11 protein-coding genes and 1 pseudogene are annotated in these 12943 nt (G+C 52.2%); 8 read left to right on the top strand and 4 right to left on the bottom strand.

Annotation, left to right across the window (positions count from 1 at the left end):
• The first annotated feature begins 30 nt into the window (after nucleotides 1-30).
• Together AC0VXT_RS09270 and AC0VXT_RS09265 are read left to right on the top strand one after the other, a co-directional pair.
• Nucleotides 31-1518: an aldehyde dehydrogenase family protein gene (locus tag AC0VXT_RS09270; protein ID WP_475548376.1), complete on the top strand. Its 1488-nt coding sequence runs from the start codon at nucleotides 31-33 to the stop codon at nucleotides 1516-1518.
• Nucleotides 1519-1872: 354 nt separating this feature from the next.
• Nucleotides 1873-3093 (top strand): threonine ammonia-lyase, encoded by a 1221-nt coding sequence (locus AC0VXT_RS09265; RefSeq protein WP_475548375.1) that lies wholly within the window; start codon nucleotides 1873-1875, stop codon nucleotides 3091-3093.
• A gap of 82 nt (nucleotides 3094-3175) precedes the next feature.
• Here AC0VXT_RS09265 and AC0VXT_RS09260 read toward each other — a convergent pair whose 3' ends face one another.
• Nucleotides 3176-3658 (bottom strand): flavin reductase family protein, encoded by a 483-nt coding sequence (locus AC0VXT_RS09260; protein WP_022732301.1) that lies wholly within the window; start codon nucleotides 3656-3658, stop codon nucleotides 3176-3178.
• A 253-nt stretch (nucleotides 3659-3911) separates the two neighbouring features.
• Here AC0VXT_RS09260 and motA point away from each other — a divergent pair, with 253 nt between their 5' ends.
• The 4 genes from motA to AC0VXT_RS09240 all read left to right on the top strand — a co-directional run bounded on the left by motA (nucleotide 3912) and on the right by AC0VXT_RS09240 (nucleotide 7888).
• Complete coding sequence (gene motA, locus AC0VXT_RS09255; RefSeq protein ID WP_101300554.1) at nucleotides 3912-4766, top strand: flagellar motor stator protein MotA; 855 nt, start codon at nucleotides 3912-3914, stop codon at nucleotides 4764-4766.
• 44 nt (nucleotides 4767-4810) lie between these two features.
• Nucleotides 4811-5764 (top strand): flagellar motor protein MotB, encoded by a 954-nt coding sequence (locus AC0VXT_RS09250; RefSeq protein WP_475548374.1) that lies wholly within the window; start codon nucleotides 4811-4813, stop codon nucleotides 5762-5764.
• 122 nt (nucleotides 5765-5886) lie between these two features.
• Nucleotides 5887-6642, top strand: coding sequence for an arginyltransferase (locus tag AC0VXT_RS09245; RefSeq protein ID WP_475548373.1), 756 nt, complete (start codon nucleotides 5887-5889; stop codon nucleotides 6640-6642).
• Nucleotides 6643-6793: 151 nt separating this feature from the next.
• Nucleotides 6794-7888, top strand: coding sequence for a TRAP transporter substrate-binding protein (locus AC0VXT_RS09240; RefSeq protein WP_475548372.1), 1095 nt, complete (start codon nucleotides 6794-6796; stop codon nucleotides 7886-7888).
• 44 nt (nucleotides 7889-7932) lie between these two features.
• Here AC0VXT_RS09240 and AC0VXT_RS09235 read toward each other — a convergent pair.
• Nucleotides 7933-9161, bottom strand: a protein-coding gene (locus tag AC0VXT_RS09235) for an IS3 family transposase (protein WP_475546142.1) whose coding sequence is annotated in 2 segments (ribosomal slippage) — nucleotides 7933-8813 and nucleotides 8813-9161 — 1230 coding nt in all. Because the reading frame shifts where the segments join, the coding sequence is not laid out codon by codon here.
• Between the two features lie 226 nt (nucleotides 9162-9387).
• Here AC0VXT_RS09235 and AC0VXT_RS09230 point away from each other — a divergent pair.
• Together AC0VXT_RS09230 and AC0VXT_RS09225 are read left to right on the top strand one after the other, a co-directional pair.
• Nucleotides 9388-9730, top strand: a pseudogene (locus AC0VXT_RS09230) (transposase); the annotation flags it as partial.
• Nucleotides 9731-9958: 228 nt separating this feature from the next.
• Nucleotides 9959-10864 (top strand): transposase, encoded by a 906-nt coding sequence (locus AC0VXT_RS09225; protein ID WP_475545816.1) that lies wholly within the window; start codon nucleotides 9959-9961, stop codon nucleotides 10862-10864.
• Nucleotides 10865-10972: 108 nt separating this feature from the next.
• Here AC0VXT_RS09225 and AC0VXT_RS09220 read toward each other — a convergent pair whose 3' ends face one another.
• Both AC0VXT_RS09220 and AC0VXT_RS09215 read right to left on the bottom strand, forming a co-directional pair.
• Nucleotides 10973-12346, bottom strand: coding sequence for a TRAP transporter large permease (locus AC0VXT_RS09220; RefSeq protein ID WP_475548371.1), 1374 nt, complete (start codon nucleotides 12344-12346; stop codon nucleotides 10973-10975).
• Nucleotides 12346-12891 carry a TRAP transporter small permease subunit gene (locus AC0VXT_RS09215; RefSeq protein WP_022732307.1) on the bottom strand — a complete coding sequence of 182 codons (546 nt, stop codon included), beginning with the start codon at nucleotides 12889-12891 and terminating at the stop codon, nucleotides 12346-12348. The genes AC0VXT_RS09220 and AC0VXT_RS09215 overlap by 1 nt, the downstream gene beginning before the upstream one ends.
• Between the last annotated feature and the right edge of the window lie 52 nt (nucleotides 12892-12943).

Genomic DNA, 12943 nt, shown 5'->3' with positions numbered 1-12943 from the left:
CACAGCACACCAACATACAGGGAGCCTGAAATGCCCATCGACCCGATCCTTGATCCCAGCAGCCTTGCACGCGAACTTTCTGGCCGCCACCTGATCAATGGAGAACTCGTTGCATCCCAAAGCGGCAAAAATTTTGATGTCTTAAACCCTGCAACCGGCAAGGTCATTGGTCAGGCCGCAGACGGTGATGCCCAGGACGTGGCAATTGCCGTTGGCGTAGCTAAGAAAGCGCAAAAACACTGGGCAGAACGCCCTGCACGTGAACGCGGAAAGCTGGTTGTCGAATGTGGTCGTGTGCTGATGTCGCACACCGAAGAACTGGGTCGTTTGATTGCCCTTGAATCGGGCAAGGCACTGCGCACCGAAAGCCGGGTCGAGGCATCGGTTCTTGCCGATATGTTTGTCTTTTTTGGTGGGTTGGCTTCCGAACTTAAGGGCGAAACCGTCCCATTTAATCCCAACATGATGACCTTGACCACCCGTGAACCGGTTGGTGTTGTCGGTGCGATCATTCCCTGGAACGTGCCGCTTCTTTTGATGGCGATCAAAGTCGCACCGGCACTGGTTGCTGGCAACGCAGTTGTCGTAAAATCGGCCGAAGACACCCCGCTTGCGGCTTTGCGCGTCTGTCAGATCATGCAGGAAATCCTGCCCAAGGGCGTTCTGAACATCCTGTCTGGCTTTGGCCCGTCCTGTGGTGGACCACTGGTCGAACATAAGGACGTCAAAAAAGTATCCTTCACCGGCTCTGTCGAAACCGGCCGCACGGTTTACAAAGCTGCGGCTGAAAAACTGATCCCGGTCACCCTTGAGCTCGGCGGTAAATCACCAATGATCGTGATGGACGATGCCGACCTTGATAAGGCAATTGCCGGTGCTGTTGGTGGGATGCGCTTTACCCGTCAGGGGCAAAGCTGTACGGCATCATCGCGTATTCTTGTTCATGAAAAACTTCATGATGCGTTTGTTAAGCAACTGATTGACAAGGTCAATGCCCTTAAAATGGGGGATCCGCTTGACGAAGAAACCGACATCGGCACCATCATCAACCGCAAGCAGTTCGACAAGGTACGGAGTTACATCGACATCGGTGAAAAAGAAGGTGCGACCAAGCATGAACTAAGCGCCCTTCCAACCGATAGTGCACTGACCGATGGCACGTTTGTGCGCCCGGTGATCTTTACCGATGTTGATCCGAACGCCCGCGTCGCCCGCGAAGAAATCTTTGGCCCGGTGGCATGCGTGTTTAAGTTCAAAACCTTTGAAGAGGCACTTGAGCTTGCCAACGATAGTGATTTTGGCTTGGCAGCAACCGTATGGACAACCGATCTTAAAACCGCACTGACGGCAACCAAGCGCCTTGAAGCGGGCTTTGTTCAGGTCAACCAGAACCTTGTTGTTCAACCCAACCTGTCATATGGCGGGATCAAGCTTTCCGGGCTGGGCAAGGAAGCCTCGCTTGAAAGCATGCTTGAACATTTTACCTACAAGAAAACCATCATTCTGAACATGGAATAACGCCAAACCAACCCTATGCCAGGCGTTTAACCTTGCCGGGTTGCATCTTTTGCAACCCGGTTTTTCTTTTGCGGCCCTTGACCTTAGGCAACTAATCCGCAAAGCTGCGCTCGAACATACGTCCATAAACCTGAAAGAACATGGCAATGTCTTTATACAATGACATCCCCGCATCGCATTCCCGTCCGACGCTTCGTGCTGGTGCGATGGCCATGATTATCGGGATTTCCGACCTGCGAATGTGAACCCTGTCATTCGCGAATGACAGGACCGGTTTAAACCCGTTTATCACCCGTTACATGATAATATTGCCACCACATCAAGCTTGATGGTGGCCGCAGGAGCATGGAAATTATGGCTGTTTCCTATCACGATATCGTCCGTGCAGCTGGACTGTTAGAGGGCATCGTTGCCAAAACACCTTTGGTAAAGTCCTTAACGCTTTCAAATATTTGTCAGGCAGAAGTTTATCTTAAGCTTGAAAACCAACAATACACCGCGTCCTTCAAAGAACGCGGCGCCTATGTCAAACTGGCAAGCCTGACGCCGCAAGAACGCGAAAAAGGCGTTATTGCCGTCTCGGCGGGCAACCACGCACAGGGTGTGGCCTATAACGCCAAACGACTTGGCATTCCGGCAACCATCGTGATGCCCAAAAATACCCCGTTCACCAAAGTACATCACACGCGATCTCATGGCGCCGAAGTTGTCCTGATCGGTAATGTATTTGCCGAAAGCCTTGAAGCTGCAGGCAAAATCCAGAAAGAACGCGGTCTGACCTTTGTGCATCCGTTTGATGACCCGCATATCATCGCCGGACAGGGCACTGTCGGGCTTGAGATTCTCAATGAAAGTGCCGACATCGACACCATTGTCGTTCCGATTGGCGGCGGTGGCCTTGCGTCGGGTATTTCAACCGCGATTAAGGCGCGCCGACCCGACATCGAAATCATCGGTGTCGAAACAAAGTTATATCCGTCGATGCTTGAAGGCATGACAGATCAGGAGTTCACTGGCGGTGGCGTTACAATTGCCGAGGGCATTGCAGTTAAGCAACCCGGCGGCCTGACGCTTGAAATCTGTAAGGAAAAACTGGATGACGTGGTTCTGGTTGAGGAAAGCTCAATCGAACGTGCCATCCAGATGCTGATTGAAATCGAAAAAAGCGTTGTCGAAGGTGCCGGGGCAGCCCCACTTGCCGCCCTGCTCGACCATCCCGAACGGTTTAAGGGCAAAAAGGTCTGCCTGATCATAAGTGGCGGTAATATAGACACCCGCCTTCTGGCACAGGTCCTGATGCGCGGCATGGCCCGTCAAGGCCGCCTTGTGCGCGTTCGCATTGAAATCCCTGATGTCCCGGGTGCATTGGCAACCATCAGCACGCTGATCGGTGAAGAAGAAGCCAACATTATTGAAGTCTATCACCAGCGTCATTTCTATGATGTTCCGGCCAAACAGACTGACGTTGATATGGTTCTTGAGGTCCGCGACACCGTACATGCAGAACAGGTCATTGCACGCCTGATTGACGCCGGGTTTGGCGGAAGACTGCTTGGCAACACATCGCTTGATTGATCAACACCTTCACACAAAATAAAAAAACGGCCGCAAGCATTTCGCTGCGGCCCGTTTTTTCTAACTTTGGTGTTTGGTGCTGTTAGCAATCAAGTCCGCGGTAACGCCCGCCATAATACAAAAGCGGATTACCAGTTTTGCCCAAGTCGATTTCCTGAACTTGCCCCACAATGATGCTGTGATCCCCACCATCATGGATCGCGTGGCGTTTGCAGGAAAATGTTGCAAGGCTGTCGCTAAGACACGGAACACCGTGACAATCATCGCGATAGGTCACACCATCCCAATCATTCTGACCGGGTGAAGAAAAAAGATCAGACAGGGTTTGCTGTTCCTGACGCAGGATATTGATGCAAAACCGGGTGCATTCGCCTGCAAACATGTCATGTGTCGCCGCCCGGCAATCGACAGAAAACAGGACCAAGGCCGGTTCAAGCGACACGGAGGCAAAACTGTTGATGGTGATACCTGCTTTGGTTCCATCCAGTGCGCGTGTCGTCACAACAGCAACACCTGTTGCGAACTGACCCAGACAGTCACGAAAATCGCGCGGAGAGAATGACATATTGAAGAATGCTCTTGCTGACTAAACATATAATCTAACGGCCCTTGCTCAGGGCAAAGGGAAAATGGCGATTAATCTTCGCGCTGTCAAACCTATCTCGCAGCAGATTTAAACGCGATATTAATAACATTAAAAGTTAATAGGACCATATAGATGGGGCTTGCGTCTTATCTGGATGCAAAAAACAGCTTGGGGCCAGATAAATGTATCGTGAATTAATCCGGTATCGATATCGGCGGAACGGGGAAAAATAGTGTTTCTGATAATCGGTTATATCATAGTACTCGGCTCGGTGCTGGGCGGTTATTTACCACACGGGTCATTTGACATTCTCGTTCAACCGCTTGAAGTCCTGATTATTTTCGGGGCTGCATTTGGTGCGTTTTTGACAGCCAATCCGCTAAACGTTGTCAAACGGTCGTTCTCCTACACGTTACGTGCCATGAAGGGCCCCAAGAAGAAGGTCGCCTATGTCGAGCTTCTGACCTGCCTTTACGCAATTTTTCGACTTGCAAAGTCTAAGGGCGATCTGGCCCTTGAGAGCCACGTTGAAAATCCCGAAAGTTCCAGCCTTTTTGCCAATTTTCCGATTCTGACGAAAGATCACCACGCGCTGGAATTCATGTGTGACTATCTTCGCCTACTGACCCTTGGCACAACCAATCCATATGAGCTTGAAGCTGTCATCGATCAGGAACTCGAAACCCATCACGAGGAAGAGCACGCGGTTTCCGATGCCGTTCAGACTGTTGGCGACGGGCTTCCTGCCCTTGGCATTGTGGCTGCTGTTCTGGGCGTGATTGTTACCATGAGCTCCGTGACAGAACCCCCTGAAATTCTTGGTGGTCTGATCGCGGCAGCACTGGTAGGGACATTCCTTGGTATTCTCGGCGCATACGGGTTTGTCGCCCCGACGGCTTCTATCATCAAGAACACCGTTGATACAGATGCAAAATATTACACCTGTATCAAGGCCGCATTGATCGGACACATGCAGGGATATGCGCCCCAGGTTTCGGTTGAGTTTGCGCGAAAATCCCTACCGCATGGCCTAAGACCAAGTTTCAAAGAACTTGATGAAGCCTTGCAAAATGCACCAACAGCTTGATTTTCTTGAATAGTAAAGTTCCGGTTTAGGGAAAAATACGACGCATGCCTGATATCGTCATAAAGAAAATCAAGAAAGGTGGACACGGCCACCATGGCGGCGCATGGAAGGTTGCTTATGCCGACTTCGTGACGGCAATGATGGCGTTTTTCCTGTTGCTCTGGCTGCTTTCTAGCGCCACCGAAGAACAGCTTCAGGGGGTGTCAAACTATTTTACCCCGGAAACCATTTCACAAAACGACTCTGGGTCGGGTGGTTTGCTGGGCGGTACCAGTCTTGCCGAAGAAGGTGCGTTGCGGTCTGAATTTGGGTCACCAACCGTCAGTATGGATATTCCACCACAACAATCGCCCGATGAACGCGAAGCCATTCGCGTGGCCCAAATGGAAGAACAGGAATTCAATGAAGCCCAAGAAGAACTTCGCAAAGCCATCGAAAGCAGCGAAGAACTCCAAGGGCTAGAGAAGAATATCCGCATTGAAGATACCGATGAAGGCCTTCGCATCCAGCTGCTTGATGAAGACGGCACCGCAATGTTCCCAAGCGGCAGCCCCTCGATGGCCGAACATACGAAAAAGCTTCTGCAAAAGGTCGCTGAGATCATTGCAAAACTACCACAAGACGTTGCAATTGAAGGCCATACAGACTCGGTTCCGTTTAACCGCGCCGACGGTTATTCCAACTGGGAACTTTCCTCTGAACGCGCACTTGCAACACGCAGAACCCTTGAAGATCTTGGTCTGAATACGGACCGCTTTGCCAAAGTTGCCGGTCTTGCCGATACCGATCCACTGATGCCCGAAGCCCCTGATAACGAGCGCAACCGACGCATCAGCATTACGTTGCTGCGCGGTACCGGTGAACGCACCGCACTTGAGGGTGGTCAGGAAAGTGGTACAGGTGGGGAAACAACGGGCACGTCGGGGGAAAATATTGCCCCAAGGACATCACCAGCCCCGGTGCGACGTCCGTCATTCTCCGTCCCGTCACAGCCATAAAACAGCTGCGCAAACCGGGTTTGCGCGGTCCTTTTGTGTCTCAGCCCTTTAAACTGTCATAAACAACACTTAATCTCATATAATAGAGAAGGTTGAATGTGACCGGGACACAGAAAAGCTAAATGACAGTCAATCAGCGCCGACTTACCCAGCATTATTTCATGACGGCCCCAATGCCCTGCCCCTATTTGCCCGGGCGTTTTGAACGCAAGCTGGTGACAGAATTGCGTGGACCAGAAGCCAATGGTGTTCATGATCTTCTGTCACGTGCCGGATTCCGCCGCAGTCATTCAATTGCGTATCTTCCCGCCTGCAGCGATTGCAACGCCTGTGTGCCAGTTCGGGTGTCGTGTGCTGACTTCAAACCCGGTCGTTCTTTCCGCCGCATTCAAGCCAAGAACGACGACATTGTGCGCAGCATCGTTCCCGCATCTGCCACACAGGAACAGTTTCAGCTTTTTAGCACCTATCAGGATGCACGCCACGGCAATGGTGACATGGCACGAATGGATGCGCGTGATTACCGTGCGATGGTCGAAGACAGCACGATTGACACATCCATCTTTGAATACCGGCGTCCGGATGGCAGCCTGATTGCCGTCGCACTGGTTGATAATTTGTCTGATGGTCTTTCAGCGGTTTATAGCTTTTTTGATCCCAAGGAGCATAAGCGCTGTCTTGGGACCTACATCATTTTGGACTTGATAGCAGAAGCACAGGCGTTTGAATTTCCTCATATTTATCTGGGTTACTGGATTTCTGATTGCCGTAAAATGTCCTATAAAATGCGTTTCCAGCCGCTTGAAGGCTTCAAGAATGGTCGATGGGAAATCATGTCAGAAGACGCAATCCAAGCCCGTCCCGACGACACTGCCTGACCTTTCTTTCTCTACATTATACTAAAGTTCAATCACGCAACTCGATCCCCGGTTGCCTGCACCCAAAGACGCATATAAGCTGCCTGACAAAGTCAATTAACTGGCTTTTACATATAAATCATGAGCTTGCATCTTTGGGAGGCTGTAACAAATGAAACGTCGCCAATTTCTATCTGGCGCCGCAGTAGCAGGTGCAACTGCTGCCGCTGCATCGACCTTTGCCAAACCGGCAATTGCACAAGATGTCCGTGAATGGCGTCTGGTCACGACATGGCCAAAAAACTTTCCGGGTCTGGGTACGGGCGGAAATCTGCTTGCAGAATACATCAACAAAGCATCCGATGGCCGTCTGCAAATCACTGTTTTCGGTGCGGGTGAAATTGTCCCGGCATTTGAAGCAATCGACGCTGTTGGCAATGGCACCGTTGAAATGGGTCATGGTGCGCCTTACTACTGGAAAGGCAAAGTCGACGCGACCCAATATATCGCGGCAATGCCGTTTGGCCTGAACGCACAGGAACAGAATGCATGGTTCCAGTGGGGCGGCGGTCAGGAATTGGCCGACAAGGTCTATGCTGAACTGAACTGCAAATTCTTCCCGTCAGGCAACACCGGCACCCAGATGGGCGGCTGGTTCAACAAGGAAATGAATACCATTGATGACTATAAAGGTCTGAAAATGCGTATTCCGGGCCTTGGGGGCGAAGTCGTCAAAGCAGCTGGTGCAAACGTTGTGAACCTTCCGGGGGGCGAAATTCCGCCGGCTCTGCAGTCTGGCGCGATTGATGCGACCGAATGGGTTGGTCCATATAACGATCTGGCCTTTGGTCTCTATAAATCAGCGAAATATTACTACTACCCAGGTTGGCACGAGCCAGCGACCGTTCTTGATAACTTCATCAACCTGGATGCATGGAATGCGCTTCCAGATGATCTCAAGGCGATTGTTGCGCAGGCCAACACGGCCGTGAACCAGATGGTCCTGTCGGAGTTCACCGCACGGAACAATCAGGCACTTGAGACTCTGCGTGACAAGCACAATGTCGATGTACGTCCGTTCTCTGACGACATTCTGACGGGCCTTGGCAAACTGTCGGGCGAAGTACTGCGTGATCTCGTTTCGTCCAACCCACTGTCGCAGGAAGTCTTCGAAAGCCTGATTAAATTCCGGACCCAGTCGATCGCATGGTCGAAATTCTCGGAATTGTCCTTCGCACAGGCACGTATCCTGCCGTTCAAATACTAAGTCTCTGCCGTATGGTGTGCCGTCCTAAAATACGTTGACGGTTTTCAAGGAGCCAGCGGATATCGTCCGCTGGCTTTTTGATGCACTTGTTCTGGTGTTTGCATCGCCAGTGCGAGGTGCGGTCGCATGGTATTGTATGTCTGTATGGCCTCCTTGACCAGTTGCCTGAGATCTTCGAATGTCTTGCAGCGGTGAAACAGGAATTCCTGTTTGAGAATGCCGTTGATGCGTTCGGCCAGCGCGTTCTGATAGCAATCATATCCATCTGTCATCGACGGAGTGATCCTGTGTTTGCGCAAGACAGATTGATAGCAGCCAGAGCAGTACTGTAATCCCCGGTCAGAATGATGGATCAGGGGATGTGTCGTCAGTCGATTGCGCACGGCCTGTTTCAGGGCGCCAACCACATCCGATGCTTTCATTTCGCGGCTGAGAACATGTCCCATGATTTTACGTGAGAAGGCATCCGTTACCAGAGACAGATAATGGATGCCCTGGTCACTCTCGACATAGGTGATGTCGCTGACAAAAATCTCCTCGGGGCGAACCACCTTGCGTTCGATCAACAGGTTTGGGTGTTTGCGCATCCAGTGGTGACTGTTGGTTGTTTTGGTGAAGTTCTTACGCGGCCTGACCAGAAGGCGTTGTTCACGCAACCAGTCAAACAAACCGTCTCGCCCCAGCTTGATGCCAAGTCGGCGCAGATCCCCGGTAAGCAGGTGATAGAGTTTGCGTGTGCCGAGACGGGGCATGTGCTGACGCAAGCGCATCACACATGCATGCAACGGTTCAAGCTGCACCTGTCGCTGTCGACGACGGTGCAGTAATTGGTAAACCGATTGCCGCGACAAACCAAAACAACGGCAGCTTCTGCTCAGACTGACTTTGCCTTGCGCCTGTAGTGTTCTTGCAGTTCGGATGAATACTTTTTTCGCAAGCCCGCTCCATATTCCTGATCCAGAATGGTCATCATGCCATCAAGGACCATGACGCGGATCCGCTCATCCTCAAGCTCCCTTTCAAGACGCTTGATCTTTTGTTCCGGGGTTTCTTCCAATTTGGACATGGCTGTGTGCCTCGCTGTGGACCAGTCGAGATTACCATGTTTGCGCAACCAGTTCAGGACTGTACTTCGTCCCTGAATGCCATAGCGGTCCTGCGCTTGCTTATAGGTCAGTTCACCTTTTTCAACCTGATCAACAACAGCCAGTTTAAAGCCCATGTTGTAATCTCGTTGTGTGCGCTTACGACGCACTTTGCCTGAAGTAGACATTGTCATCTCCTGTAGGTGACAACGTATTTCAGGACGTGACATGGAAACGACAAAGGGCTGGCATTTTGCCAGCCCTTTTTTCATGTGCGCTTCATACAAACCATTCGATCCGAAAGATGCCCAGAAACGAAGAAGGGCACCCATTTGAGCCTGTGTGAAAACAGGCTTCCCAAGCGTTGTCTGATTTGAGAAACTGCCCGGAGGATGAATTTCGGGCAGTTTTTTTATGTCAGGCTTTATCGAAGGAACCAGTCGCGAACAGGGAACACTTTTCCCGGACCGGCTTGATGATCTTGTTGCCGATGACAATGGGGTGCGGGTGATTGATGCCTTTGTCTCGGCCCTTGATCTACAGGCACTGGGTTTTGTCCGGGTGCAGCCAAAGGCGACAGGTCGTCCGGGCTATCATCCTTGCGTTCTTCTGAAATTGTATCTGTATGGCTATCTGAACCGTTTGCGTTCGAGCCGGGGGCTGGAACGCGAATGCCACCGCAATATCGAACTTTTGTGGCTGCTGGACCGTTTGGCCCCTGATTTCAAGACGATTGCCGATTTCCGCCGAACGAACCGGGAGGGGATAGGCCGGGTTTGTCGCAGTCTTGTGCTGTTTCTGCGCGGGGAAGGGCTGATCGCGGGTCAGTGCCTGGCCGTGGACGGATCGAAATTCCAGGCAGATACCAGTCCGCAAAAAGTCTGGACGAAATCACAGCTTCAAAAGCGGATCGCCGATATTGACCGGCAAATATCGGACTATCTCGCAGAGATGGACGCCATTGACCATAGCCAGAATGCTACGGATGGCCCGTCGGTACACCCCGTCGGACGTCCCGGGCGGCACAGGAGGTAAAACAGGTGATGTGCGTGCAACCCTTGCAAAGTTGCGCGCGCAGAAAGCCGATCTGGCCCAGTCGGTGCTTCTGATGGACGAGATGGGACAGACACAGGTGGTTATCGGAGATGGGGATGCCCGGATCATGCGATCAGGCAAAGGCCGGATTGTCGGCTACAATCTTCAGTCTGCGGTCGATGATGCCCACGGGCTGATCGCTCATCATGAAGTGACACAGGCGACATCGGACCAGAATGAATTGCATCGGGTCGCCAAAGCAGCAAAGGACGTGCTTGAGCGCACAAAGATAGATATTCTGGCCGATGCGGGCTATGCCGATGCAGAGCAGATCGCGGCCTGTGACGAAGATGGCATCACCGCTTTTGTTCCCCATCCTCGCTCACGTAACACGCATGGTGATTTCTTTGAAAAGTCCGACTTCGACTGGGATGCAGCCAAGCAGCATTATATCTGTCCGGCAGGAAATGTCCTGTCCTTCGAGAATGCCTCGCGCAAGAACCAGAGCGCCAATTACGTGGCCGATCCGAAGGATTGCGCCGCCTGTGCGCACAAATCCCGTTGCACCAAAGTTGACCGGCGACGGGTCAGCCGCCATTTGCTTGAGGGGCCCCTCGAGCAAACGGCCCAACGCATGGCGGACCATCCCGAGGCGATGACACGACGAAAATCCCTTGTCGAACATCCGTTTGGCATTCTCAAACACATGATGGGAACACCGAGGTTCCTGTGCCGGGGCTTGCCTGCGGTCAAGGCAGAAATGGCCTTATCCGTCACAGCTTTCAATCTCAAGCGCGCCATCAACATCCTCGGGGCAAAAAACATCTTCGAAAGGCTCTTGCTCGCCCCCGTATGAGGAAAACACACACAGTTTATGAAAAACCCCGCTACAGGAGCAGCGGGGTTTTGACACAGGCTCATTTGGGTGCCCTTCTCGCAAGATCGTTTTGGATGCTGTTAGTGGCTAGAACAGAACGCTTGGTAGCCACGTCGCAAGCCATGGGAAGGCTGCGACAAGGCACAAGCCCAGCATCTGAATGACCACAAACGGAATTATACCGCGATAGATATCAAATGTTTTGATCGACGGCGGCGCCACCCCGCGCAGATAAAACAGCGCAAACCCAAATGGCGGGGTTAAGAAGCTGGTCTGAAGGTTGATGGCGATCATGATGCCCAGCCAGACCGGATCAATATCCATCTTAAGCAGGATCGGACCGACAATCGGGACCACAACAAACACGATTTCGATGAAGTCGAGGAAGAAGCCCATGAAGAACATCAACAGCATCACCACCAGCATCGCGCTAAACGCGCCACCCGGCAGGTTGTGCAAAAGGTCTTCAACCAGTTGATCGCCACCAAGACCACGGAACACCAATGAGAACACCGACGCGCCGAGCAGGATGACAAACACCATCGCGCTGACCTGAACCGTCTGACGCACAACATGGCGCAGAACTGCCATATCAAGACGACGATAGAATGCGGCTAGAACCATCGAACCGACAGACCCGAAAGCAGCCGATTCCGTTGGTGTGGCAATCCCGGTCAGGATAGATCCCAAGACAGCAACGATCAAAAGAGCCGGCGGCAAAAGTGCACGCAGCACCTCCCCCCAAAGCCCTTCCGGACGCTTGCCTTCGACAAGGGCCGGTGCAGATTCTGGGTCAATGATCGACTTGATGATGATCCAGCCGATATACAACGCAACCAGCATAATCCCCGGGATAAAGGCACCTGCAAACAGGTCCATCACCGAAATCGGTTCAGGGGCCCAGTTGCCAATCGAACGCTGTGCTTCGGCATAGGCCCCTTGCAGGATATCACCAAGCAGAACCAGCACGATTGATGGCGGAATGATCTGCCCCAAGGTGCCCGACGCACAAATAATACCGGTCGACAGTTTCGGATCATACCCGGCTTTGTTCATCGCAGGCAGGCTCAATAAGCCCATTGTAACAACCGTCGCACCGACAATACCGGTGGATGCTGCGAGCAACATGCCGACAATCACCACCGAAATACCAAGACCACCTCGCATGGTGCCAAACAGCATTCCCATGGTGGTCAGAAGTTTTTCGGCGATACGCGCACGTTCGAGCATCACGCCCATAAAGACGAACAGCGGGATCGCAACATAAAGCTCGTTGGTCATCACACCGAAATAGCGTGACGGCAAAGAGCCCAGAAGCGGCATATCAAACGCGCCAAGCGCATTACCAATCAGTGCGAAAGCAAGACCGGTGCCCGCAAGCGAGAAGGCAACCGGAAAACCAAGAATAAGCACGCCGCACGCAACGGCGAACATTACCAGGCTAAGAACTTCACCTGTCATCAAACGCCCTCGTGCTCTTCTTCGTTGATTTCAAATTCTTTATGACCGGCAAGCACCAGAACGCTACGCGCTGCCAGGGACAACCCTTGCAGCAGCATCAAAACGCAAAACACCAGAATCACGGATTTATAAAGGAACAGCCCCGGAAGACCGCCCGTTTCGTGCGACCCTTCAAGACGGTGCCAGCTGGTCACCACATACGGGTAGCTGTACATCAGGATCATGATGATAACCGGCATCAGCAAGAACAGCGATCCAAACAGATCAACCCACGCCTTATAGCGCGCAGATGCCGGACGATAAAACACGTCAACGCGCACATGACCACCATGCAAAAGCGTATATCCCGCGCCGACCATGAACATGATGCCGTAAAGCCACATATAGCTTTCCTGCATCGAAACCCAGCCGATCGCAAAGCCATATCGTAATGTGGCGACCAAAAAAGTAATCACCACCATCGGGATCACCAGCCAAGCCACCCCGCGACCGATCAGGTCATTCAGACCATCAATCGCGCGGACGAAATTTCCCAGAAATCTCACTTTCCACTCCCAAGCCCTTATGTATCGCACAGGAAAATTGCGGGCTTCCTGT

The organism is Thalassospira sp. Z349TD_5, assembly GCF_056173045.1.
Note: the sequence above shows the minus strand (reverse complement) of the source record. Positions and strands in the feature narration are given on the sequence as shown.

Bases quoted from the DNA above. Each gene is read 5' to 3' on its own strand.
- AC0VXT_RS09270 (WP_475548376.1), top strand. From the start codon at position 31: ATGCCCATCGACCCGATCCTTGATCCCAGCAGCCTTGCACGCGAACTT.
- AC0VXT_RS09265 (WP_475548375.1), top strand. From the start codon at position 1,873: ATGGCTGTTTCCTATCACGATATCGTCCGTGCAGCTGGACTGTTAGAG.
- AC0VXT_RS09260 (WP_022732301.1), bottom strand. From the start codon at position 3,658: ATGTCATTCTCTCCGCGCGATTTTCGTGACTGTCTGGGTCAGTTCGCA.
- AC0VXT_RS09250 (WP_475548374.1), top strand. From the start codon at position 4,811: ATGCCTGATATCGTCATAAAGAAAATCAAGAAAGGTGGACACGGCCAC.
- AC0VXT_RS09245 (WP_475548373.1), top strand. From the start codon at position 5,887: ATGACAGTCAATCAGCGCCGACTTACCCAGCATTATTTCATGACGGCC.
- AC0VXT_RS09240 (WP_475548372.1), top strand. From the start codon at position 6,794: ATGAAACGTCGCCAATTTCTATCTGGCGCCGCAGTAGCAGGTGCAACT.
- AC0VXT_RS09225 (WP_475545816.1), top strand. From the start codon at position 9,959: ATGGCCCGTCGGTACACCCCGTCGGACGTCCCGGGCGGCACAGGAGGT.
- AC0VXT_RS09220 (WP_475548371.1), bottom strand. From the start codon at position 12,346: ATGACAGGTGAAGTTCTTAGCCTGGTAATGTTCGCCGTTGCGTGCGGC.